A 25,084-nucleotide genomic window follows, 5' to 3' on the forward strand; every position below is an offset into this window, starting at 1 on the left:
AAGTAAGCAAATGTAATTATTAATCTTGTAATATTTAGTTTTTAAAAATTGATTTTTTGTGATTTTTTCAACTAAATTACGTTCTTATTAACACATTTGCTATTTTTGTGATATGCAGTTTTTACAGAAAGTTCTCGATTTTTATATAGAAAGCAGTGTTCATGTTGCTTTGGCTGTTTATGCTTTAATTAGAGTGACCTTCCTGAAATTGCACTTGCCTTATGATGAAGCAGTGGCTTATTTTGGTTTTTACGGAACAATAGTAGGTTATAACTTTATTAAATATGACGAATTGGCTCGTGTGCGCCGAGTTCCGTTGACCAATAGGTTTAAAGCGATTATAGGTTTGAGTTTTCTCTGTTTTTGTGCAACGCTCTACTATTTTTGGCAACTACAAACAATCACCAAGTGGCTTGGCGTTGGTTCTCTTTTTTTAACGATTTTATATACGATTCCCTTTTTTCCAAATACATCCAACATGCGAAATTGGAGCGGAATTAAAATATATTTAGTGGCTTTAGCTTGGGTTGCAGTGACCGTTTGGCTTCCGGTAATTAATGCACATTATTCTATCGATTGGGTCGTTATTTTAAAAAGTTTGCAACGCTTTATTTTGGTTTTCGTATTGATGCTTATTTTTGAAATTGTTGATCTTCAATTTGATGAATTGTATTTGAAAACCATTCCTCAGCAAATAGGAGAGAAAAAGACAAAACTATTAGCTTACTTTTTGCTGTTTCTTTTTGTTCTTTTCGATGCATTTAAACCCGATATGTCATTGCAACAGTTTTTTGTGAATACTTTTTTTGCTTTGATTTTGATAATTTTTACTTTTTATGCCAGTTCCAAAAGAAGCAAATATTTTACCAGTTTTTGGACAGAAAGTCTGCCTGTTTTTTGGTTTCTTTTATTGCTGTTAACATAAGTTAAAGTTCGTAGAATTGTAATAAAAAGGATAAATTTGCGAAAAAACAACAAGTGGAATTATATTATACTTTTTCAGCTTTAATAGTATTAGCTTCTTTTTTTGCTTATTTAAACCTTCGATTTTTAAAATTACCGAGTACCGTTGGAATTATGATTATTGCTATGCTTGTTTCGGTGGGGATTCGTCTTTTAGGTGACTCTTATTTTCCTAAAGCAACTAAAGAATTCTTTGACTTGGTAAAAGACTTCGATTTTAAAGATGTTTTGATGGGAGCCATGTTAAATTTCCTTCTTTTTGCCGGAGCTTTGCACGTTAATATTTCTGATTTGAGAGAACAGAAAATTCCCATTATGATTTATTCTACAGTTAGTGTAGTATTATCTGCTTTTATCATTTCAGGAATTTTATACGCTATTGCGCCTGTTTTCGGGATTGAGATTCCTTATATTTATTGTTTGATTTTCGGAACCTTAATTTCTCCTACAGATCCTATTGTAGTATTAGAAATATTGAAACAAGCCAAAGTTCCGAAGAAAATTGAAACCAAAATTGTAGGTGAATCCCTGTTTAATGATGGTGTTGCTGTTGTAATGTTTGCCGTTGTTCTTAAAATGGCAACAGATCATACTTTTGAAGTAACGACAGAATCGGTTTTAGGATTATTTGCTAAAGAAGGATTGGGAGGAATGTTATTAGGGTTGCTTTTAGGTTTGTCGGCATCTAACACGATTAAGAAAATTGATGATTATAAAGTTTCTGTATTAATAACACTTTCTATAGTAATGGGAGGGTTTTTAGTCGCTCAGGCTTTACATGTTTCCAGTCCGTTAGCCATGGTAATAGCGGGAATTACGATAGGGAATTATGGTAAGAAAGTGGCGATGAGCGAACAAACCAAAGATTATTTGGAAAAGTTCTGGGAAATTGTTGACGAAATAATGAATGCTGTTTTGTTTTTGTATATCGGTTTTGAATTATTACTTCTTCCGGATTTGACGAAACAAATTGTTTTAGGTTTTGTAGCTATTTTAATTGTATTGTTTTCGAGAATGTGTTCGATTATTTTACCTTGGAAATTCTTCGATATTATTAACTTCTTCGAAATTAAATCGACCTATACAAAAGGTTCTTTAATGGTAATGGTCTGGGGCGGAATCAGAGGCGGTGTTTCCATCGCGTTGGTTTTGTCAATGCCTGAAAGTCCATACAAAGCGTTGTTTTTAGAAGTTACTTATATTGTGGTGCTTTTTTCTATTTTGGTACAAGGTTTAACCGTCGGGAAATTAGCGAGAAGAGTGTTGAAATCTAATGAATAAAAAAACCGAAGCTATTAACCTCGGTTTATATTGATAATTGTCAAGCTGACACGAGCGTTAGTGAATTGACGAAGTAATTTATTTCAGCTTCTAAGATAATATGTTTAGATTTAGATCCTGAAATCAAAGATTCAACGTAGTTAAACAAGTTCAGACTCGAGGCAAAGCCGAACAGAGCGAAGCTAATGACAAGGGAGTTTTTATATCAATCCCGCTCTTTTCAACAATGCATCCGGAGTAGGTTCATGCCCTCTGAATTTTTTATACAATTCCATAGGATGTTCGGTTCCGCCTTTTGAAAGTACATATTCTTTGAACTTGGTCGCCACTTCTTTATTGAAGATTCCTTTTTCTTCAAAGTAAGCAAACGCATCTGCATCCAAAACTTCGGCCCATTTGTAACTGTAATATCCGGAAGAATAACCGCCTTGAAAAATATGCGAAAACGAAGTACTCATGCAATTTTCGGCAACATCCGGATACAATTTTGTGCTTTCAAATGCAGCTAATTCAAATGCTTTTACATCATTAATTGTTTGTGCTTTTCCATGATATGCCATGTCTAATAAACCAAAACTCAATTGGCGAACCGTAGCTAATCCTTCTAAAAAGTTGGCACTTTCTTTAATTTTATCTACATATTCTTGCGGAATAATTTCGCCTGTTTCATAATGTTTAGCGAATAAAGCCAAAGCTTCCGGTTGATAACACCAGTTTTCCATAACCTGACTTGGTAATTCCACAAAATCCCAATATACAGAAGTTCCCGATAAACTTGGATAGTTTGTGTTAGCTAATATGCCGTGTAATCCATGACCAAATTCGTGAAACAAAGTAGTTACTTCATTAAAAGTCAGAAGTGAAGGCTTCGTTTTTGTTGGTGGTGTAAAGTTGCAAACGTTCGAAATATGCGGACGCTCATTGATTCCGTCTTTGATGAATTGCGATTTAAAAGAAGTCATCCAAGCGCCATTTCGTTTTCCTTTTCTTGGGAAGAAATCGGCATAAAATAAGGAAACAAGGTTGCCTTCAAAATCTAAAACTTCGTATGTTTTTACATCTTCATGGTATTTGTCGATGTTGAAAATTTCTTTGAAAGTAATGCCATATAATTTTTCAGCAATGGTAAAAGCGCCTTGTAAAACGTTTTCCAATTTGAAATACGGTTTCAGTTTTTCGTCATCCAAATTAAATTTTTTCTGTTTCAATTTTTCCGAATAATAAGCGCTGTCCCATTTTTCCAAATGATCAATTCCGTCCAATTCTTTTGAAAAAGCAGTAAGTTCGGCAAATTCTTTTTCGGCAGCCGGTTTTGCTTTTTCTAATAAATCATTCAAAAATGATTGAACTTTCTCCGGATTTTGCGCCATTCGTTCTTCCAAAACAAAATGGGCGTGAGAAGTATAACCTAATAAATTAGCCCGCTCGTGACGCAAACGAACAATATCTTTGATATTTTGCTGGTTGTCAAATTCATTATTTTGAAACGCTTTTTTTCCGTAGGCAATAGATATTTCTTTTCGTAATTCACGGTTGTCAACATAAGTAACGAAAGGTAAATAACTTGGAAAATCTAATGTAAAAATCCAACCTTCTACATTTTTGCTTTTCGCTAAATCGGCAGCGGCTTCTTTTGTACCTTCCGGTAAACCTTGCAAATCGGCTTCGTTGATAACGTGCAATTGGTAATTATTGGTTTCTGCCAAAACATTTTCGCCAAAAGTCAGTTTTAATTTGGCTAATTGGGTATCTATTTCGCGAAGTTTTTTCTTTTGTTCTTCATTTAATAAAGCCCCATTGCGAACAAAACTTTTGTATTTTTTATCCAATAAAGTTTGTTGCTCGGTCGTTAGGTCTAATTGGTCTTTTTGATCGTAAACCGCTTTGATTTTTTGGAACAGATCCTCGTTTAAAGTAATGTCATTGCTAAATTCAGTCAACCAAGGCGATACTTCTTGAGCAATTTTTTGCATCTCGTCAGAAGTTTCTGCTGAATTCAAGTTGAAAAAGATACTCGATAAACGATCTAATTCTTGTCCGGCAAAATCTAGCGCCGCAATTGTATTTTCGAAATCAGGAGATTTTGTATCGTCAATTATGCAATCGATTTCCTGCTTAGCCTTTGCTATACAAGCTTCGAACGCCGGTTTGTAGTCTGAAAGTTGTATTTGGCTGAAAGGAGCCGAATTATACTTAGTGTTAAATTTTTCCAAAAAAGTGTTCATAATTTTGTCGTTATCGATAAAGTGTATAAATTTGTCGACGAAATGCTAACATAAAAGCATTCTTAAAGATTGAAAGAGTAGAATTTTTTTTATAGTTGTCACTTAATTGTGGACGGAAATACCCCGATTTTTTCGGGGTATTCTGTTTTTATACGTTAAGCTTTTAAATCAGCTGCTGCTTTTAAAACCGCTTGTTTCAATCCTTCTTTATAAGCGATGATTTTGTCTAAAACCGCTTTATCGTAACTTCCGATGATTTGTGCGGCCAAAATTCCGGCGTTTTTTGCTCCGTTTAAAGCTACAGTGGCCACAGGAACTCCGCCCGGCATTTGTAGAATCGATAAAACAGAATCCCAACCGTCAATAGAATTGCTCGATTTTACCGGAACGCCAATCACAGGAAGCGGACTCATAGAAGCGACCATTCCCGGTAAATGTGCAGCACCACCGGCACCGGCAATAATAACAGAAATTCCTCTGTTGTGTGCATTCGAACTAAAATCTACTAATTTTTCGGGTGTGCGGTGAGCAGAAACAATATCTACTTCTACCTCAATACCAAATTCTTTTATGATGTTGATGGCATCTTGCATTACCGGCATATCCGAAATACTGCCCATTACTACAGCTATTTTACTCATGTTCTTTTTTTTATTGTGGGGTTGGAATCATATTCCAAATATTAATTTTGAATTCTTCTTGGATTGCTCTCAAATATTTAATTGAATCTATTTCAGTATTTACTTTTTCTTGAAAGTAATCTTCAGCAGGAATATTTAGTTCATTGATTCTGTCTTTTCTTCTTTCAATGTATTTCTTTCTGTTTTTTGCAAAAATTTCATCGTTAGGATTCAATAAATCAATTAGATTTTTTGTTTCAATATCTTCAGGCTGATGTATAAAGTAACCATCAAAGTATATTAATCTAGTTTCAAAATCTTCTGCTGTTGGATGTAAAATAGGTTCAATCCAATTGGTTCTTTTCAGATTATTTGGTTTGTGCTTTACCATGAACCAATTTTGATAAGTGTCTTGATCTGTATATTTTAAGTTAGGGTTAAAATGCTCAATATCTACTGCATCATTATAACCAATGTATTCTTCAGTATAAGCACAAAAACTTTTTTGTTCTTTTAGAAGAATGGTGCTTAAATCGTTATTACCAGATTTTTTATAACCAATATTCTGTTTGATAATTTCAGAGTCAGGATCTTTAATAATTCTTTTCATAATTTAAAAATTATATTCATCCCCTAGTTTTTCTAATTTTTCTGAAATTAGTTTCTTTTTTTCCTCGTCCTTTTCGAAGTAAATCTGTTGCTTTAATTCGATGTACTCATTATACTTCTTTTGACCATATTTATTGATATAATTAATACCAAAGTCATTTTCAAGCATATCATTTGGGTCATCACCTATTGGGGAACTACCTCTTCTTACGGCAACCTTTCCTTCTTTATCAAAATATAGAATAAACCTTTCGTCTGGCTCAAACGAAGCAGCAATAAATGGAGAGTGAGTGGCTACTACAAACTGCGCCTCTGGAGCTAAGTTTTTGTAATAATCCATTAAATCCATTTGCATGTCAGGATATAAAGAACGTTCCGGTTCATCAATTAAAATGATGGAACCTTTAGTGTCTAATTTGAATAATGGCAAGAATGATAATAATAATCCTTTAGTTCCTGTACTAGAGTTCTGGATAGGAATTATATCGTCAGTTCGTTTATTTTTTATAGGAATAGAATACTCAGTATTTATTAAATCAACTTCCAAGTTTAACTTTTCTAAAATTGGATTGAATTTTTCAGCAAAAGATTCTAATTTATTAGGATTTTCTTTTTGCCATTTATTGAATTCTATTTCTAATTTGCTTCTATTTCCAAGTAATCCCTTGTGGATAAGTTCGGACATTTTTTGAGTGAATTTTTTTCGATATTGAAGTATTTCGCTAAGGAGAGAAAGCCATATTTTAGTGTCAACTTCATCACTAAATATAGTAGTTGATTCAATATTCCCTTTTAGAATGTTTTCTAGATTTATTTCGGTTGAATTAGAGTATTTTTCGAATAAATCAACAGGGTTTTTTGTAAATACATCTATGTTTTTGTCGGATATTAAATTTGCTTTAAAATAAAATATTTCATTTTTAAGATTTTCGGGAATTAGATCTGTTATAGTTCCTCCCTGTGAACTTTCTTTATAAGTATGACCTTTGTAAATTACCTCTTGTCCATACAAAATGAGTTTATCTTCATTTAGAATATATTCAACAATTCCATCAATTTTTTTTAAAGAAGTTTTGAGTCCACTTAATGAAGTTCCATTTAGGACTTCTAAGTCAAGAATATTAGTTGAATACGTATAAATCAACTCTAATAACCCTGTTTTTCCAGTAGCACTTTGTCCAATAAAACATATTTTGTCCAAAGGTTGTCCTTTGCGTTCGCCACTTTGATAAGTAAAATCAAAAGTTAGATTTTCCAAATGTCTAAACTGGTCGATATATAATTTTGAAATTTTCATTTATTGCTTTTTTACAAATCTAACTAAAAAAATGAATCAAAATCAAAGTTCTGAACTACTGAACACTAATCACTCGAATACTATTTTTCACTTCTTCGGCTACACGTCTCGCTTCTGCCATATCTTCATTTACGATAGTTACGTGTCCCATTTTACGGAAAGGTCGTGTTTCACGTTTGCCGTAAATGTGTGGTGTTACGCCATCAATCGCCATAATTTTTTCAATGTTTTCATACACTACTTGTCCGCTGAAACCTTCTTCTCCAACTAAATTAACCATAATTCCGGCTACTTTACTATCGGTATTTCCTAAAGGTAAATCTAAAATAGCACGAATATGATTTTCAAATTGAGAAGTATAACTTGCTTCAATAGAATAATGTCCTGAATTGTGTGGTCTTGGCGCTACTTCATTAACCAAAATTTCATCGTTTTCCGTTTGAAACATTTCAACGGCTAATAAGCCTACGTGGTTAAAAGCTTCTGAAACTTGTAAAGCAATAGCTCTTGCTTTTTCGGCAACTGCATCTTCAATACGAGCCGGACAAATCACATATTCCACTTGGTTAGCTTCCGGATGGAATTCCATTTCAACTACCGGATAGGTTTTGATTTCGCCCGAAGCACTTCTGGCAACAATAACCGCCAATTCATTTTTGAAAGGAACCATGTCTTCTGCTAAACATTCTACATCGGGTAAGTTGACTAAATCAAGAGCAGAACGACAAATTTTTACGCCATTTCCGTCATAACCGCCTTGCGCACTTTTCCATACAAAAGGAAAATCCAAAGTATCGTTGTTAAGCGCTTGGTGCAAATCATCAAGTCCTACAAAACGTTGGTGTTTAGACGTTGGAATATTGTTTTTAACGTAAAAATCTTTTTGTTTTCCTTTGTTTTGAATCAAACGTAGCGTTTTTGGCGATGGATAAACCGGTAAACCTTCTTCTTCTAATTGTTCTAAAGCTTCAAGATTTACATTTTCGATTTCGATAGTTAAAACATCAACCATTTTACCAAATTGATACACCGTTTCATAATCGTTTAAACTTCCTTTATAAAAAGCATTGCATCCAAAACGTGATGGCGCTTCGGCACTTGGATCTAAAACCAAGGTTTGTATATCAAATTTTCGGGTATCTGTTAAAAGCATTTTGCCTAATTGACCTCCGCCTAAAATACCTAATTTAAAGTCAGATGAAAAGTAATTCATTGTTGTACGTGAATCCATTTATTTAGATTTCTTTTTCGTTGTTTGTAGTTAGCTTTGCAAAGATACTTAGACAATTGATAAATTAAAATTAATTTTGAATTTTCCAAATTGATATAAAATTAGTATCATTGTGTAACTAATTTTAAAAACAAAAAACATGATTAAAAAATTACTTTTATCACTTTTATTTGTGACGCCATTCTATGTTGGTTTTGCACAATTTACAGAGAATTTTGATGCTGGAACAACAATTCCAACAGGGTGGACGGTAATAAATGGTGGAGATGCAAACACTTGGACTATTATCGATTTTACAGGTGCAAATATAAGCGCTTATAGTGGCGCAAATGCTGTAGGAATTGGTTATGGTTCAACCGCTCATGACGATTATTTAGTAACACCTGCCATAACTGTTACAGCTGGTGTTTCAGATCATTTGTCGTTTTGGGGAAGAAGTAGAGATCCTCAATATCCAGAAGTTATAAGTGTAAAATTATCTACTACAGGAATGGCTCCTGCAGATTTTACAATCATTTTAGATCCGAATGTCGCTCCAACTAGTGGAGCAAATTTTTATCAGTATCAATATGATTTATCGGCTTATGTTGGACAAACAATTTATATTGGATTTTATTCTGCTACAACAGATATGTTTTATTTTGATATTGATGATGTAACTGTTTCAGGGACTTTGTCAACTAAGGATTTTGTGTCTGGTCAGATTGGGGTTTATCCTAATCCAATAAAAGATTTTTTGAATATTACTTACAAGGGCTTAGTTAAAAGTGTTGAGATATATAATCTTTTAGGTCAGCAAGTTTTGTTGAGAGATATTAATGCGAGTGAAACTTCTCTTGACTTATCAAGTTTTATTTCAGGTACCTATGTTGCAAGAATTGTAACAAATGATGGAGTTGAAACTATGAAGATAATAAAAGAATAAATACAAATTAAGTGAAAATAAAAAACGAGACTTTAACTAGTCTCGTTTTTTATTTTATTCTTTTTAAAAGATTGCGAGAAGCGCTTTGATAAGCAGCCGAGTGATTTGGAAAATCCTGAACCAAAATCAGTTTCAGTTCGTCGGCAATCCACGGATACTTTTTGCTTAACACAAACAAGGCTTTCATAGCATATACTTTTGCAGCTACTTTTTCCTCTTGAATTAAACGGTCAATCAAAGCTTCAATAATATGGTGTTCTTGTTCTGAATTCAACGAAATTCCATTTTTTCGATGATTGCTTTTCGCTAGGAAAAAACAAATTTTAGTTGCCGGCCGAATCGCCGAATCGTCCTCTAATTGCGGTAAAACAGAACAAAACGAATCAATAAAAAGAACAAACAGTTTCAACTTTTTTTCGCAAACCAACTCTAACGACCAAAATGCTTTAACGTGATTCTCGTTAGTCGTCGAAAAAGCAATAGAAGTTAATTCGTCTACTTTTTCTTTGCGAATGCAATACTTGCTGATACTCTCTCTGCTTTTGCGATGAGCCGTGCTTTCGGTTAGTTTTTGTTCCAGTTCCGTTTTCATTTGGTAAATATATCTAATTTGCAAAAAAAGTTGATTACTTTAAACTTATATCTTGAATACTTCCTTAAATTTGTGCTTCATTGATAAAAAACAAACGAAGTGATTCAACTACACGATAAAACTTTTGAACCATTTATTTCTGCTCAAGAGTTAGACTACGCTATTCAAAATGTAGCGAAGCAAATTGAAGACGATTTTTATGATGACGTTCCGGTATTCATAGGAGTTTTAAATGGCTCTTTTATGTTTTTATCCGATTTAGCGAAACATTATTCGCGCCCTTGCGAAGTGAGTTTTATAAAATTAGCTTCTTACGAAGGGACACAAACTACTAACGCTGTAAAACAACTTATTGGTCTTAACCAAGATTTAAAAGGAAGAAGCGTTGTGGTAGTTGAAGATATTGTAGATACCGGAAACACAGTTGAAGAATTAAAAAAACTATTTAGAGAGCAACAAGTAAAGCATTTTAAAATAGCGACACTTTTCTTTAAACCCGAAGCTTATACAAAAGATATTAAAATTGACTACATCGGAATTCGTATTCCCAATAAGTTTATCGTAGGTTTCGGTTTAGATTATGACGGATTAGGAAGAAATTTAAAACAAGTATATCAACTATCAAATAAAAACAACACAATGATTAATATCGTATTATTCGGAAAACCAGGGGCCGGAAAAGGAACACAAGCCGAATTTTTAAAAGATAAATACAGCTTAGTACACTTGTCAACAGGAGATATTTTCCGTTACAATATAAAAAATGATACTGAATTAGGTCAGTTGGCAAAATCATATATGGATAAAGGAGATTTGGTTCCCGATGAGGTAACGATCAAAATGCTTCAAGATGAAGTAGAGAAAAATCCAAATGCTAAAGGGTTCTTATTCGATGGTTTCCCAAGAACTATTGCACAAGCAGATGCTTTAGATGCCTTTTTGAAAACTAAAAACTGGGGCGTAACGGCTACGGTAGCTTTGGAAGCTGACGACGAAATTTTAGTGCAACGGTTGTTGGAAAGAGGGAAAACATCAGGAAGAGCCGATGATCAAGACGAAGAAAAAATTCGTAATCGTTACCAAGAGTACAACGAAAAAACTGCTCCGTTAATTGATTACTACAAAGCACAAAACAAATTCCATTCGGTAAACGGAATTGGAGAAATTGCAGAGGTAACAGAACGATTATCTGGAGTGATTGACAATTTATAAAAAGTCAAAACCTGCTGTTCGTTACAAGTTTTTTTCGATAAAGCAGTTTTGTTAACATAAACAAAGGAGCTTCCGTTCGGGCGCTCTTTTTTTATGAACAAAAGTGTGCTTTTTCCTCAAAAAAGCTTTTTACTACCATCAGGGCTATAACTTACAGTTTTTAAATTCAGTAAATACACTATCTTTGCAAAATGTTGAATTATAGTTTAAGTTACTTGTAACTCATAATTCATAATTTCAAAATGACTGAAGATTTGATAGTAAGAGGAGGACAGCTGGTGGTTGTCAGGTAGTTAATCTTGGCTAAAAAATTGCATTAAAATTTAGAAAATGACAGAAGGGAATTTCGTAGATTACGTAAAAATATATGTTGCATCGGGTAAAGGAGGAAAAGGATCTACTCACTTACATCGCGAAAAGTTTATTGAAAAAGGAGGGCCTGATGGTGGAGATGGTGGTCGTGGGGGACACGTTATTCTAAAAGGAAGTAAAAACCTTTGGACATTATATCATTTAAAATTTACCAAGCACGTAAAAGCGGGTCACGGTGGCGATGGTGGAAGTAGTAGAAGTACCGGAGCCGATGGTGAAGATAGAATTATCGAAGTACCACTAGGAACTGTGGTAAAGGATAAAGAAACTGAAGAAATATTATTTGAAATTACCGAAGAAGGAGAAGAAAAAATCTTAGCTCGCGGTGGTAAAGGTGGTTTAGGAAACTGGCACTTTAGAACATCTACTAATCAAACGCCACGTTATGCGCAACCGGGACTTCCTGGCGAAGAGTTAGATATTATTCTGGAATTAAAAGTACTAGCCGATGTAGGTTTGGTCGGTTTTCCAAATGCCGGAAAATCAACATTGCTTTCTGTTTTAACAGCGGCTAAACCTAAAATTGCCGACTATCCGTTTACAACTTTAAAACCGAATTTGGGAATTGTGGCGTATCGCGATTTTCAATCGTTTGTTATTGCTGATATTCCGGGAATTATAGAAGGTGCTGCCGAAGGAAAAGGTTTAGGACATTATTTCTTGCGTCACATTGAGCGTAATTCGACTTTGTTATTCTTAATTCCGGCTGATGCCAATGATATTAAAAAAGAATACGATATTTTATTAGATGAACTGCGTCGCTACAATCCTGAAATGTTAGATAAAGACCGATTAATTGTTATTTCAAAATCAGATATGTTGGACGACGAGTTAAAAGCTGAAATGAAAGTAGAACTGGATGAAGCTTTTAAAGGACACGATTATATGTTTATTTCCTCAATAGCACATCAAGGGCTTCAGGAATTAAAAGACAAGCTTTGGAAAATGCTTAACGTTTAAAAATAGAGAAACAACCTTCGGGTTGTTTTTTTGTTTTGTTAAAAATAACTTAAAAAGTAAAGGCAACTAAAACGCTATTTTACTAAATATTTAAAAAAGATTTATCTTAGCTGCAAAATCAACAACTAAATTTAATATGAGAAAAATTGTTTTGTCATTGGTTATAACAGTATTGTTGGCTCCTGCCACTATGTTTGCCGATGAGGGAATGTGGTTTTTAATGTTTATTGAACGATTGAACCACCGCGATATGCAAAAAATGGGACTTCAGTTAACGTCTGAAGAAATTTACAGCATCAATCACCATAGTTTAAAAGATGCTATTGTGCAATTTAACGGAGGCTGTACCGCTGAAATTATTTCAAAAGACGGTTTGGTTTTAACCAATCACCACTGTGGTTATGATGCTATTGCCGAATTATCAACTCCGGAAGCTAATTATTTAAGAGATGGATATTGGGCTAAAGACAAAGCAAATGAATTGAAACCAAAGAGTTTATTTGTTCGTTTCTTTGTTCGTATGGATGATGTATCCAAAAGAATTTTGTCAAAGGTAAATCCTAAAATGACAGAAGCTGAACGTGAAGCGGCAATTAACAAAGAAATTGCTTTAATTCAAAAAGAAAATAGTGAAGACGGAAAATATACAGTTTCCGTAAAATCATTTTTTCAAGGAAATGAATACTATTATTTTGTATATCAAGATTATAAAGATGTACGTTTAGTAGGAACGCCTCCGGAAAGCGTTGGTAAATTTGGAGGAGATACAGACAACTGGGAATGGCCGCGTCATACAGGTGATTTTTCTATGTTTAGAGTTTATGCTGACGAACAAGGGAATCCTAGAGAATATTCTCCGGAAAATGTGCCGTTAAAAGCAAAATATCATTTACCTGTTAATTTGAACGGAGTTCAAGAAGGTGATTTTGCTATGATTTTGGGATATCCGGGAAGAACCAATCGTTGGATGCCTTCCGGAGGAATCGAGCAAAATGTAAAATACGCTTATCCTGCTTGGGTAGAAGGTTCTAAAACCGGAATGGATGCCATGAAAAAATACATGGATCAAAATGATGGAATTCGATTAATGTATGCTTCAAAATATGCTAGTGTTGCTAATTATTGGAAAAATCGCCAAGGAATGATAGATGCATTGACAAAACATGAAACAGCAGCAATCAAAGCAAAAAATGAAACTACATTTAACAAATGGGCTAATAAAAAAGAGAACAAAGCAAAATATGGCAATGTAATTAGCGATATTAATGCATATTATAAATTAACGAATGAAAAGGCACGTCACGATAACTATTTGATGACAATGATCAGAACAAGTTCATTTGCAATTATTTCTAGAACCCTAGGTAAAAAATTGAAAAATTATGCTAGTGCAGATGAAGAAGTTCGTAAAGTGATGAGACCGGAAGTTGAAGAGGAAATCAAGAGTTTTTATAAAGAAGTTTATCTTCCTGCAGAAAAAGAAATTTTGACCAATCAAATTTCGTTATACATTAATAAAGCGGGATATGAAACTTCACCACTGTTAGTAGAAGTTTCTAAAAAAGCTAAAGGTGATTTTGCACCTTATGTACATAATTTATTTGAGTTATCACTTTTTGGTAAAGAGGAGTCTTTGTTGAAGTTTTTGGATGTACCGGATTTAAAGATCTTAGAAAATGATGATCTATATAAGTTTTCAGAGGCTATGATTGCTCACTATTATCACAAACCGGAAGAAGTTGAAAAAGCAGAAGAGAAGTTTTCAAAAGCTTTCCGTTTATTAGTAGAGGGATTGAGAGAATCAAAATTGAGTACTATTCAATATCCTGATGCAAATTCAACGTTGCGTTTAACGTATGGAAAAGTAAGAGCATTGCCAAAAGATCAAAGAAATGATGCAGCTATTAACAATTATACAACAATGAAAGGTATGATCGCCAAATATAAACCTAATGATCCTGAATTTGATTTGCCAAAAAGAATGATTGAAATGTACAATAACAAACAGTTTGGTAGATATGCAGATAAAAAAGGATACATGCCGGTAAACTTCTTGACAGATAATGATATTACAGGAGGAAATTCAGGTTCACCGGTTTTAAACGGAAAAGGAGAGTTGATTGGTTTAGCATTTGACGGAAATATTGAAGCTATGGCAGGAGATGTAATCTTTGACACTGAATTACAAAGAACTATTAATGTGGATATTCGCTATGTGTTATGGTTAATAGATGAATTTTCCGGAGCAAAACATATTGTTGATGAAATGACAATTGTAGAATAGCTTATGTAACTTAAAAAGAATAAAAAAACCAAGCATTGCTTGGTTTTTTTATGGTTTATAATCAAACGGAAGAGCATCACCGATTTTTTTCCATCCCATATAATCGTATACTAACAAACTCAAAGGATTAAAAAAGTTACCGTCTGAAAAGATCTCTACTTTTTCATTTAACTCAATATATGAAGTTTGAGAGGCTGCATTTGAAAAATAATTAGGATCGGGTTTTTCTTTAGTATAGTTTATCCAAATATAATTTTTAAAATCCAAGAATTGATTTTCTAAAGTCAATTTTACGAAATCATCTTTAGAATATTCTCTCCCTATAATGAATAGTTTTTTAGATGGAAGATTTGACAGTAGATTAAAGTTTCCGGTTTTTTTAGCTTCATCTCTTAATTTTTTTAACTCTTCTTTCGAAGGATAACTAGGATTGTCTTTGATGATAAACTCATTTAGTTTGAAGCCTTCTTCTTTAAAAGTATTGTTATAAACCGATTTTATAAAATGATTTGTTGATCCTTTATAAGCTTCTAGCCTATTTTTGATCACTTTCTTCTTGTTCAATTTGTCTTTTTCTATAAGATCCTGATAAAAAGAATAGCCTGCATAATAGCTTTGCTTTCCTGTTTCCATAGAATTGAAATAACCAAATTCAATTAGATCATAGGTCAATAAGTATCCGATAGCTTTATTCTTTATAATTAAAGGTTTGTTACTATTAGCAATAAGTTTATAGCCTGTAGAGTCTGAGGTCTCAGTAAAAAAAAGTTCTTCTTTATTTAATATTTCTGCTTTTTGAGCAATAGTGCTGTTTCCTAAAAAATGGATTTTGAAGGTTTCATATTGCCTGAACCATTTTTTATCTTGTTTTTGTTTCGTGACAATAACTTCTTTTAAAGTATTACTTTTTTCTCTCAGGTAAATGTCTTTTGAAAAATCTTTCTTTTCTGATAAATCCAAACTGACATTAATAGTATTATAACCTAAATAGCTAATCACAATTTCTTTAGATTCGATAGGAAGCTGAAAACTGAAATTACCATCAATATCTGTTGTTGTTCCAATACTCGAATTGGGAACATATATTGAAGCTCCAAGAAGAGGCTCTTTTGTTTTTGCATCCATAATTTTTCCTGAAAAATTGATTTGAGAGAAGCTAACCAGAGGAATCAGAAAAAGTAAGAGAAATTTTGTCATGCTCTTTTATTTAATTTTTATTATTTGACTATTAGAATGACTACCATATTCTGGAGCGTACATGCTCTGTATGGTAGCAATGCCATCTGTAAATGTACCATTATTATTAATTTTTACATCATATTCTAAAATGTAAGTTCCTTTCCCAATTTCATCAAAAAAGAAATGAGTAGCAGTATCTCTTGTGCTTCTGTAAAAAGATAAGCCATCTTTATATTCGTAATTAGAAATCACATCTACAGGTTCAAAGCATGAAGCACGGGAGTCTTTTAAATGAACAAAATCCAAATTTTCTTTACTTCTTAGAGTTAATCGAATAGTGATTAAATCGCCCACATTGAGATTATTTTCATTTATTTCAACGAGTTCATTGCCTGTAGCTGTTTTTATCTTTTTATATAATTTTTTAGAAAGGTTTATAACAGAAGTACTGTCCGATTTTACATTTTCTAGATTCTCAAAATATTGCCAATATACACCACCAAAACCAGGGACATCAGATTTGTTATCCACTGTAATTTTGCCCATATCTGGAGTGATTTCTTCTTTTGTCCAATGAAGTTTTATATATCCCGTTTCTTTCTGTTTTTTATTTTTAGAAAGTTTTTTAGTTGCAATTTTTGAATCTCCAACAGTAAATTTTACATTTTCTTTTGCTGTGCTCCAATCTTTTCCATAATTAAGTAAAGCATAGGTAGCTTCAGAAGTTGATTTGGTTGTAGACCAATGACTAGTTTGTTTTTTGTTGAGTAACCATGCTTTTAGATCTTCAACAATTTTTTGATCTTTTTCTATTTCTGCGAAAGCTTCAATTAGTATGGCTTGCGTTTCAATAGGGGATTGGTACCAATGATAACCAAAATTGTTTTCAACCCAATACATTCCTTTTTCGTCATCTTTTGAAACGGTTTCTTTTAAATGAGTAATTATTTTTTTAGCCCATTCTTTTTCTCCCATTCTGTGTAAACATAAAGCGATTAAGCCTTTTTCGTATAAAGAATGTTGCAACCAATCTGTTTTGAGTGTTTCCAATTCTTCTTTAAAAATATCTTGTAATTTTTGTGTTAGAGGAAACTCTTCTAGGAAGAAACTCCTTGCGTACCAATAATGGAAATCTAAATAGGTTGGTGTAATTTTTCCTTTTTTGGTCGACTTTTCCATTATTTTATTATCCAAGAAAGGAATCGCTTTGGACGTTATGGCTTCAAATTCAAGGTTTTTTTCCGGATACATTTTGGACAAATGTCCTAATCCGGAAAGAATGTGTTGCGTGATGAAAAAGTTTTCTCTTCCGCCATCAAACCAAGGAAAAGCACCGTTTTCTTTTTGTTTATTTTTCAATTTTTCTAGAGTACTTTCAAGTGATTCTGCTAACGTTTCTAAATTCATTAACGTAGCCAAACGTTTGTTTTGTTCCTCTTCGCTTTCTGCATCTAAAAGCCAAGGCGTTTCATTCAGGATAATCGATTTTAATTCTTCATTCCAATTTAATTGAGAAGTAACTTTTTGATTTCTCCAAGTTTCAAAGATTTGCGCTATTTTTTCGTTACTCGAAATGATTTCGTGAGCAATACAATTGGCATAATATCGGGCAAAAGTTTGTTCAGAACATTCATGTTCATATTCCATTAAATAAGGAAGCGATTGCAGCACAAACCAAGTAGGATTTGAGGAATATTCCAAAGTCATTTTCTGATTTTGAATAGTTTCCGAAGTATTGTCTAGTAAGTTTTGGAAAACTATTTCTTTTTTAGTATTTGCTTTGACCCAAATCGGTCTGCTTTCTGTTAGCAAAATTTTGTTGCTCAGTATTGGGATAATGCTTTCTTCACCATCTGAAAAATTACCTGATTTAGCAACAATTTTATAATGCAAACCGCTACAGTTTTCAGGAATTGAAATGGTCCAATTTACCGGAACGCTTTCTTTTGGTTTACAAATAAAATTTTTGATGTTATCCGAATTTAAGGCAATGGAGTCAACAGGCGTATTATTTCCGGCGTCAAAAAGAAGTAACATTGCCATTCCTGATTTAGTTTCGTTAGTCATATTGACCACTTTTGCCGAAATGGAAATAGTGTCGGTTTCTCTAACAAATCGAGGCATGTTAGTTTGTATCATGACGTCTTTTTGCGAAATGATAGAAGATTCCAAATACCCTGTTTCATAGCTTTTGTTGTGAGCAAACAAACGTAATTTCCATTGTGTTAACGATTCCGGTGTAGTGAAATTAAAAGAAACTTTACCGTTTTTATCGGTTCTTAAACTAGGGAAAAAGAATGCTGTTTCATTAAAGTTAGTTCTGGTTTTTACTTGAGAAAGTTCTTGTAATGTATTTTTCGTAGTGATGATGATTACACCATTTGCACCTTCTTCTCCATACAAAGCAGAACCTTGAGCGCCTTTTAAAACTTGTATTTCATTTATATCTTTTGTGCTAATATTTTGAAATTCATTTGCTGTAGCAATTCTTCCATCAATCACGATTAGTGCTTCATTGTTTCCGGTTACGGAACGATTACCATTAATAACAATACGCATTTGAGAATTTTTATCAGTATTAATTTGTAAACCTGATACTTTTCCGACTAATGCTTGAATAACATTAGGGCTTGTTGCTTCAGAAATATCTTCCGATTTAATAATGGTGTAAGAAGACGTAATTTCATCTGCTTTTCGTTTTATTCCCAAAGCACCTACAACTTCAACAGCTTCTAGGTGCATTGCTTCCAAAGTAATATTATAGCTGTCTTTGTTTTCAATAAGGATTTCTTCTTTCATTCCTACATAGGAAACTTCCAGATATTCACCAGGTTTAGCAATTATGGAATAGTTGCCGTCAAAATCAGTTGTTGTACCTCTTGTAGTTCCTTTTACGATTACATTTGCTCCGGCAACTGGACCTAAATCATCAGAAATAACACCAATAATGATTCTAGCCCCTTTTGGTATTTTCGATAATTTTTGCAATTCTTTTTGGTACTTAATCGTATTTAATTTTCTTGTATTGAAATCAAATCCAAACCATTTAAGGTCAAGAGGTTTTAAGTCTTCACGGATGAATTTACGATTATAGCTGACAAAGTTTTTAAAGTAGGCGGTTTCTTTAGTTTGAAAGTTGTAAAAATTAGGGAATGACGAATGAAAATTATTGTTTCTAAAGAATATTTTTTCCCAGTTTTTGGTTGCAAATTGGTCTAAAGAACTATCATACATTGAAGCTAGTATTTCGGCTTCGGTTTTAGAATCCAATATTTTGAAAGACCAAATTTCATTACTTCCCGGCTCAATTTTATTTCTAAAACTTTCAATTGCTATAGTCAGTGATTTCTCGGCTTCTTGAGAATCGATACTGAGTGTTTCCGCGTACGTTTGGTTTTCCCAAATAACCGAAAATTGAAAATTATAATTAAGTGTTTTTTGTTCTTTTTTAAAACGAATAACTTTTTTACCGTTGATGAGTTGGTCTGTTTGTATATTAAAATTTTCAGATTGTGCATTTAGAAAACGAGTGGTTATCCATAAATCTTTGATGTCAGAAGAAAGTTCAATTTCTATAAAATCACTGTTTGGTTTTGTAATGTTGGTATAACTGAAAAGTTTATCATATAAATTTGGTTTGACTTTTGAATCTAACGTGAAGAAATTTTCTTTTTCTATTTCATTTCCATTGCCGTCTTTTGCTTTAGCGAGAATTTTATACCTTCCGTTTTCATGGTTTCTTAAAAAAGATAAATCTAAAGCAGTTGTTACAGCCGTATTCAAATCAATAGTTTTGATTAAAACTGGATTTAATATATAATCTGTTTCATCATAAGCTTCGTTAGGAAAGAGAGATTCAAATTCTGTTCTGCTCAACGTTTGTATTTCCGGAAATTCAAAACTTCTACGTTTTTTAAAATATTTTGATTCTATTTTATAAACTTCAACAACTACATTTGCTGGAATAGGATACTTATTTTGTGTAGTAGTAATAATTGTAGCTGTAAGCTCATTTTCTTTGTAAAGCGTGTTTTCAGTTCTTATTTCAATATCTAGCATGTATTTACTCACAAGAACATTTTGAGAGGTGCTTCGTGTTTCTCCGTTAGTGTCGGTTACATCAACATCAATGGTGTATTCGAAAGAGATAATACTGTCGTTAGAAATAGGATTTTGGGTCGCAGGAAAAACAATTGAAAAGTTACCTTTTTCGCCGGTTTCGGTTTCTGCAACAATATAGTTTTGTTCATAAGGAAGATATTTGTCTAAAGCCGAAATTCTTTTAGAAACGTTATATTTTACTTTGGCATGAGTCAAGTTGTTTCCGGCTAATGCTTTTGCATTTCCTTTGATTTTTAAAGTGTCTCCGATAGTGTAGTTTTCTTTTATTTTGTCAAAAGTCACTTCAAAGGTTGGTCTTTTGTATTCTTCTACTTGAAATTCTAAACGGCTTCGCCAGCCATCAAAATCTACATTGTCCCAAAATAGATGTTCGTCTTCTTTTGAGTCATAATATTCAGTGTCATTTTCGTAAGTATCAGGTTCATCAACGTATATAGTAAATTCGCCTGTTAAAACATTTTTAGGGATGTTAAATTCGCCTGTAAAAGATCCAAACTCATTAGTTTGTAGTTCATAGGTTTGTAATTCTTTACCATTTGGGTCTTTAATGTAAACTTCCACAGTTACATGAGGAACAACACTTTTTTTGAAATTTTTGTTTTGAACAAGAACACCTTTAAAATACATTTTTTGTCCCGGTCTGTAAATTGCTCTGTCCGTAAAAATTTGAGCTTGAGCTTCAAAAGGAACTTCATCGTCGTCATAAGTGCGAATAAAACTTCTATTGTAGGCATGAAAAATAGAATCTGTGCCTTTAGTGATTAAAATTTCATTGTGATAAAATTTGTCTTTGATATATTCTTGCTTGCGAAAATATGCTTTTCCATTACTGTTTGTTTTAGAATTTTGATCTTCACTCAGAAGCAGAACATTTTCAATAGGTTCTCCTGTTTTTCGATTTAAAATATAGATGTTATTATTTTCAATATCTTCATCTTCTACGACATAAAAATCGGTAACGGTGACTTGACTATAAGCAAAAGCTTTATTTTTAGTAACACTGTCATTTTGAGTTTCAAAAAAGATTAAATAGTTGCCCGTGTCTAGTTTTTCTAATACAATTTCAGAAGAATGGGGAAAATAATCATAAGGATTAGGTAGTTTTCGGGTAAATGATTTAACAGGGCGGTGTTTTTCAATGTAATTAATAATAATGGAATCCTTCTTAGATGAAAATCGGTATCCATAATAATCAGTTTTAAAATCTTTGTTAAAAGACACAGGAAATTTGTAATAACTCACTTTCACAGAATCTACATTTTTAAACTCAACGAAAGCCCTGTTGTTTTGGTTAGGATAAAGTGTCTTTTGGACTTCAATTTGAAGTGTTTTGTCAATGATGAGGTGTTTTGTTCTTTCGGCTTCTGCTAAAATATTTGGATGAACTCTAGTATTTAAAACAGAATCTAATAGTTGTAGCGCTTCTTTTTGGTATTGAGCTTCTCTTTTTTGTGAACCAATGGAAATTAGATTCTGAACTCGGTCGAGTCTTATTCTTTGTTTTAGGGTTGTGTTTTTAGTGCTTTTTTCTAAAGCCAAAAGTTCTTTGGAAAACTCATTTTTTTCCTGATCAATAGATGCAAAATAACTAATACGGTTGTAGTAAGAAAAATCTAATTTATCATCGTTTTTTAAAAGATAAATTTTTTCATAATCTTTAATACATTGGTGTAATTTTTTTAAGTTAGAATTGCTAATAAAATCAAGATTTGAAGTAGTAAACTCATCAGGTTTCATTAAGGATGATTCTTTTAATTTTGAATAAAAATCAGATGTCTTAAATTCCCAAAGCTTGATGTTGGATTTTAAATAGGCTAAATATTTCTCATGGAAAAAATCATATAAATTATATTCTTTTCCATCAGTGGTCGAAGGAATATCAAAAACCGTCTTCCAATCCGAAAGTGATGCTTTGTAAAGTTCGTCTTTATAATTAAAAATAGCTTCAAAATTACTATTGATTTCGTTATCAAAATCATTTAAATTCCAAAGCAAGAAATCTTGCGAGTTACTCAAAACTATTTTTGAATGTTCTTGAATTTTATATTGATTAGCAGATTTATAATCTTTTAAAATTGTAGCTAAGATGTAATGCAGAATAGCTTGAGAAATAGGAGAACGTTTTTTAATTTCATTTTTTAAATTCTCAACGATTTCTTTTTGAGCATCTTCATTTGTAATCATTTCAAATTTAGATTCATAGAAAAAACACTTAATAATTTCTTTTTCGTTGTTTTTTCTTGATGCCTTTCTGTGAATTTTTTGTACTTCTTTTTGAGCAGAAATTATTCTTCCGTCAATTTCAAATTGGTAAACTTTTTCCCATTCCTTATCAAAATTTTGAGCAATTAAAAGCATTGAAAAGAACAAAAAGCCTAGCGTGTAAATAAATTTCATAATGATTCTTTATACTATAGAGAGAAAAAACTTCAAAAAGGTTGGAAAGTAAATTTATAAAAATTATCTACGGTTTTTAATTGCCTTCAATTCTTTATCTTTGAACCTGATGAAAAAGCTTTGGTTTTTGTTATTGGTTTCTACTATTGGTTTTGCTCAGTCAAATTTTGAATTGGGCAAGAAATATTTTGCAGAAAAAAAATGGGAATTAGCACAAAGCAATTTTGAAAAAGTATTGGTTCAAAATCCAAATAATTATCAAGCGATTGAATATTTAGGCGATATTTTTGGTCACCGAAAACAATGGGACTTAGCAATTGAAAAGTACAAAACACTTCGCGATCAATTTCCGCAAAAGGCCAATTATTGGTACAAATATGGTGGCGCTTTAGGGATGAAAGCCAAAGAAAGCTCTAAATGGAAAGCCCTTGGAATGATAGACGATGTAGAAGGCGCATTTCTCAAAGCTGCCGAACTCGATAAAAATCATATCGATACGCGTTGGGCACTGGTTATGTTGTACATTGAATTACCGGGAATTGTTGGCGGAAGTGAAAAAAAAGCACAAAAATATGCCGCCGAATTATTGAATCTGTCTAAAGTAGATGGATATTTAGCAAAAGGCTATATCGATGTGTATTTTAAACGATACCAAAGCGCCGAAAAAAATTATAGCTTAGCACATAAAATTGGCAATTCAAAAATTACGTTTGAAAAGTTATATGACTTATATTTGAACAAGCTTAAAAATGCCGAAAAAGCTAAAATACTAAAAGAACAATTCAATAGTTAACAGGTTTTTAATTCGATTTTTTAACGAATTGTAAACTGTAAACTGTAAACTGTAAACTGAAAATGAGAGTACACTTCATAGCCATTGGCGGAGCAGCCATGCACAATTTAGCCTTAGCCTTACATGAAAAAGGATATCAAGTAACCGGAAGCGACGATGCAATTTTTGAGCCGTCAAAATCACGTTTAGAGAAAAAAGGTTTGTTGCCCAATGAATTAGGTTGGTTTCCCGAAAGAATCACAACCGATTTAGATGCGGTAATTTTAGGAATGCATGCTAAAAAAGACAATGCGGAGTTGTTACGCGCTCAAGAATTAGGAGTTAAAATTTATTCGTATCCCGAATTTTTATACGAACAATCGAAAGATAAAACACGTGTTGTTATTGGTGGTTCACACGGAAAAACGACTATTACTTCCATGATTTTACACATAATGAATTACCATGATATTGCTGTTGATTACATGGTTGGCGCACAATTGGAAGGTTTTGACACCATGGTGCATTTAACCGAAGAAAACGAGTTTATCGTTTTGGAAGGGGATGAATATTTAACGTCACCCATTGATTTGCGTCCGAAATTTCATTTGTACCAACCTAATATCGCATTGCTTTCAGGAATTGCGTGGGATCATATCAATGTGTTTCCAACTTTCGAAAATTATGTAGATCAATTCAGAATTTTTACCAATTTGATTACCAAAGGTGGAATTTTGGTGTACAATGAAGAAGATCCAACGGTAAAACAAGTTGCGGAAGAATGTGAAAACCAAATTCGTAAAATTGCGTATCAAACACCGGAATATTTAGTTGAAAACGGGACTACATTGTTAGAAACGCCGGATGGTGCCATGCCAATTGAAGTTTTTGGAGCACATAATTTAAATAATTTAGCAGGAGCGAAATGGATTTGCCAGTGTATGGGCGTTGATGAAGCCGAATTCTATGAAGCCATTGCCACTTTTAAAGGAGCAAGCAAACGTTTAGAGAAAATTGCGGAAAGTTCAAATAAAGTAGCCTATAAAGATTTTGCACATTCGCCAAGTAAAGTTTCGGCTACTACAAAAGCGGTAAAAGATCAATATCCCGATAGAAAATTAGTGGCATGTTTGGAATTGCATACCTATAGCAGTCTAAATGCCGAATTTTTAAAACAGTACAAAGGGGCTTTAGATGCTGCTGATGTTGCTGTGGTTTTCTATTCGCCCGATGTAGTTAAAATTAAACAATTGGAAGAAGTAACCTACGACCAAATTGCCAATTCTTTCGAGCGCAACGATTTAATTATTTATACGAATCCAACCGAATTTAAAGACTTTTTATTCAGTCAAAATTTAGATAATTCCGCTTTATTACTAATGAGTTCAGGAAACTACGGTGGATTGAATTTTGATGAAGTAAAAGGGTTAATTCGTTAATGTGTCAATTTGAAAATTTGAAAATAAATTATTTAATATTGATTTGATTTTGTAAAAACTCCATTAATGATTCTGTTTTTTGTAAGTCTTCATTTGAAGAATTAATTTTTAGTTTTCCAAATTTTGGATCTAATATAAATTCGAATGATGTTTGGTTTAAGTTTGCTGAATTTACTTTTATAACTTTATTTATAAATTTGAAAGGAATAATATTGAAATAGGGTTCGGGTTCATTTCTACTATTAGAGGATTCAGTTAAAGTTGAAGAATAGATTATGAAATATTTTTTTTCTAAGTCTAAGTATATTATTGGTTTTCCGGAATATTTATCATCTCTATAATATTTTGAAGTTGCAAGAATAACAATGTCTGGATTTTTTAGAATATTTTGGTTGTTATACCAAAGAATCTTAGATGTATTAAAATTTAATGAAGAGGCTTTACCTGTTTTACTATATTTATACCTCCTTGTTTCGTGACTAACTAAATAAATCATTACAATTAGAACTAAAATAGGGATAATAATCATAATCTTTTTTGAAAATAAAATCAAATATAACTTTTTCCCACTTAATAATTTTCAAATTTTCAAATTTTCAAATCA

General features: G+C 32.6%; 17 protein-coding genes. 8 read left to right on the plus strand and 9 right to left on the minus strand.

Translation table 11 applies throughout. The annotated features are described in order from the left end of the window. The first annotated feature begins 112 nt into the window (after positions 1–112). Both ACUSJC_RS01890 and ACUSJC_RS01895 read left to right on the plus strand, forming a co-directional pair. On the plus strand, positions 113–925 hold the full coding sequence (locus tag ACUSJC_RS01890; protein ID WP_449267860.1) for a hypothetical protein: 813 nt from the start codon (positions 113–115) through the stop codon (positions 923–925). Positions 926–978: 53 nt separating this feature from the next. After that, positions 979–2,244 carry a cation:proton antiporter gene (locus tag ACUSJC_RS01895; RefSeq protein WP_449267861.1) on the plus strand — a complete coding sequence of 422 codons (1,266 nt, stop codon included), beginning with the start codon at positions 979–981 and terminating at the stop codon, positions 2,242–2,244. A 200-nt stretch (positions 2,245–2,444) separates the two neighbouring features. Here ACUSJC_RS01895 and ACUSJC_RS01900 read toward each other — a convergent pair whose 3' ends face one another. From ACUSJC_RS01900 to ACUSJC_RS01920, 5 genes are all read right to left on the minus strand, one after another. After that, entirely contained in the window at positions 2,445–4,469 is a 2,025-nt protein-coding gene (locus ACUSJC_RS01900; protein ID WP_449267862.1) for a M3 family metallopeptidase, read from the minus strand. Positions 4,470–4,624: 155 nt separating this feature from the next. Then, positions 4,625–5,110, minus strand: a complete 486-nt coding sequence (gene purE, locus ACUSJC_RS01905; RefSeq protein ID WP_449267863.1) for a 5-(carboxyamino)imidazole ribonucleotide mutase — start codon at positions 5,108–5,110, stop codon at positions 4,625–4,627. A gap of 10 nt (positions 5,111–5,120) precedes the next feature. Then, the gene (locus ACUSJC_RS01910; RefSeq protein ID WP_449267864.1) at positions 5,121–5,699 is read right to left on the minus strand and encodes a hypothetical protein; all 579 of its coding nucleotides are present in this window, start codon (positions 5,697–5,699) and stop codon (positions 5,121–5,123) included. 3 nt (positions 5,700–5,702) lie between these two features. Next, entirely contained in the window at positions 5,703–6,995 is a 1,293-nt protein-coding gene (locus tag ACUSJC_RS01915; protein ID WP_449267865.1) for an AAA family ATPase, read from the minus strand. Between the two features lie 55 nt (positions 6,996–7,050). Beyond that, a complete protein-coding gene (locus tag ACUSJC_RS01920) occupies positions 7,051–8,208 on the minus strand; it encodes a 5-(carboxyamino)imidazole ribonucleotide synthase (RefSeq protein ID WP_449268036.1) in 1,158 nt (385 codons plus the stop codon). A gap of 190 nt (positions 8,209–8,398) precedes the next feature. Between ACUSJC_RS01920 and ACUSJC_RS01925 the strand changes: the two genes are divergently transcribed. After that, complete coding sequence (locus ACUSJC_RS01925) at positions 8,399–9,151, plus strand: choice-of-anchor J domain-containing protein (RefSeq protein WP_449267866.1); 753 nt, start codon at positions 8,399–8,401, stop codon at positions 9,149–9,151. A gap of 49 nt (positions 9,152–9,200) precedes the next feature. Here ACUSJC_RS01925 and ACUSJC_RS01930 read toward each other — a convergent pair whose 3' ends face one another. After that, positions 9,201–9,743: a hypothetical protein gene (locus tag ACUSJC_RS01930; RefSeq protein ID WP_449267867.1), complete on the minus strand. Its 543-nt coding sequence runs from the start codon at positions 9,741–9,743 to the stop codon at positions 9,201–9,203. Between the two features lie 99 nt (positions 9,744–9,842). Between ACUSJC_RS01930 and ACUSJC_RS01935 the strand changes: the two genes are divergently transcribed. From ACUSJC_RS01935 to ACUSJC_RS01945, 3 genes are all read left to right on the plus strand, one after another. Next, positions 9,843–10,955: an adenylate kinase gene (locus ACUSJC_RS01935; protein ID WP_449267868.1), complete on the plus strand. Its 1,113-nt coding sequence runs from the start codon at positions 9,843–9,845 to the stop codon at positions 10,953–10,955. A gap of 330 nt (positions 10,956–11,285) precedes the next feature. Beyond that, positions 11,286–12,287, plus strand: a complete 1,002-nt coding sequence (gene obgE, locus ACUSJC_RS01940; RefSeq protein WP_449267869.1) for a GTPase ObgE — start codon at positions 11,286–11,288, stop codon at positions 12,285–12,287. A gap of 136 nt (positions 12,288–12,423) precedes the next feature. Next, on the plus strand, positions 12,424–14,571 hold the full coding sequence (locus ACUSJC_RS01945) for a S46 family peptidase (RefSeq protein ID WP_449267870.1): 2,148 nt from the start codon (positions 12,424–12,426) through the stop codon (positions 14,569–14,571). A gap of 48 nt (positions 14,572–14,619) precedes the next feature. Here ACUSJC_RS01945 and ACUSJC_RS01950 read toward each other — a convergent pair whose 3' ends face one another. Then, the gene (locus ACUSJC_RS01950; protein WP_449267871.1) at positions 14,620–15,768 is read right to left on the minus strand and encodes a carboxypeptidase-like regulatory domain-containing protein; all 1,149 of its coding nucleotides are present in this window, start codon (positions 15,766–15,768) and stop codon (positions 14,620–14,622) included. Positions 15,769–15,774: 6 nt separating this feature from the next. Beyond that, positions 15,775–22,269 (minus strand): alpha-2-macroglobulin family protein, encoded by a 6,495-nt coding sequence (locus ACUSJC_RS01955; RefSeq protein WP_449267872.1) that lies wholly within the window; start codon positions 22,267–22,269, stop codon positions 15,775–15,777. Positions 22,270–22,378: 109 nt separating this feature from the next. On the opposite strand from ACUSJC_RS01955, the gene ACUSJC_RS01960 reads away from it, so the two are divergent. Next, entirely contained in the window at positions 22,379–23,062 is a 684-nt protein-coding gene (locus ACUSJC_RS01960) for a tetratricopeptide repeat protein (RefSeq protein ID WP_449267873.1), read from the plus strand. 62 nt (positions 23,063–23,124) lie between these two features. Next, complete coding sequence (locus ACUSJC_RS01965; RefSeq protein WP_449267874.1) at positions 23,125–24,480, plus strand: UDP-N-acetylmuramate--L-alanine ligase; 1,356 nt, start codon at positions 23,125–23,127, stop codon at positions 24,478–24,480. 28 nt (positions 24,481–24,508) lie between these two features. On the opposite strand, the gene ACUSJC_RS01970 is transcribed toward ACUSJC_RS01965, so the two are convergent. Continuing rightward, complete coding sequence (locus tag ACUSJC_RS01970) at positions 24,509–25,009, minus strand: hypothetical protein (protein WP_449267875.1); 501 nt, start codon at positions 25,007–25,009, stop codon at positions 24,509–24,511. Positions 25,010–25,084 lie beyond the last annotated feature (75 nt).

It is taken from the genome of Flavobacterium sp. U410, from assembly GCF_053570605.1.

Excerpts from the sequence above, each read along its gene's own strand:
- ACUSJC_RS01890 (WP_449267860.1), top strand. The coding sequence starts at position 113 with ATGCAGTTTTTACAGAAAGTTCTCGATTTTTATATAGAAAGCAGTGTT.
- ACUSJC_RS01900 (WP_449267862.1), bottom strand. The coding sequence starts at position 4,469 with ATGAACACTTTTTTGGAAAAATTTAACACTAAGTATAATTCGGCTCCT.
- purE (WP_449267863.1), bottom strand. The coding sequence starts at position 5,110 with ATGAGTAAAATAGCTGTAGTAATGGGCAGTATTTCGGATATGCCGGTA.
- ACUSJC_RS01910 (WP_449267864.1), bottom strand. The coding sequence starts at position 5,699 with ATGAAAAGAATTATTAAAGATCCTGACTCTGAAATTATCAAACAGAAT.
- ACUSJC_RS01915 (WP_449267865.1), bottom strand. The coding sequence starts at position 6,995 with ATGAAAATTTCAAAATTATATATCGACCAGTTTAGACATTTGGAAAAT.
- ACUSJC_RS01920 (WP_449268036.1), bottom strand. The coding sequence starts at position 8,208 with ATGAATTACTTTTCATCTGACTTTAAATTAGGTATTTTAGGCGGAGGT.
- ACUSJC_RS01930 (WP_449267867.1), bottom strand. The coding sequence starts at position 9,743 with ATGAAAACGGAACTGGAACAAAAACTAACCGAAAGCACGGCTCATCGC.
- obgE (WP_449267869.1), top strand. The coding sequence starts at position 11,286 with ATGACAGAAGGGAATTTCGTAGATTACGTAAAAATATATGTTGCATCG.
- ACUSJC_RS01945 (WP_449267870.1), top strand. The coding sequence starts at position 12,424 with ATGAGAAAAATTGTTTTGTCATTGGTTATAACAGTATTGTTGGCTCCT.
- ACUSJC_RS01950 (WP_449267871.1), bottom strand. The coding sequence starts at position 15,768 with ATGACAAAATTTCTCTTACTTTTTCTGATTCCTCTGGTTAGCTTCTCT.
- ACUSJC_RS01955 (WP_449267872.1), bottom strand. The coding sequence starts at position 22,269 with ATGAAATTTATTTACACGCTAGGCTTTTTGTTCTTTTCAATGCTTTTA.
- ACUSJC_RS01960 (WP_449267873.1), top strand. The coding sequence starts at position 22,379 with ATGAAAAAGCTTTGGTTTTTGTTATTGGTTTCTACTATTGGTTTTGCT.
- ACUSJC_RS01965 (WP_449267874.1), top strand. The coding sequence starts at position 23,125 with ATGAGAGTACACTTCATAGCCATTGGCGGAGCAGCCATGCACAATTTA.
- ACUSJC_RS01970 (WP_449267875.1), bottom strand. The coding sequence starts at position 25,009 with ATGATTATTATCCCTATTTTAGTTCTAATTGTAATGATTTATTTAGTT.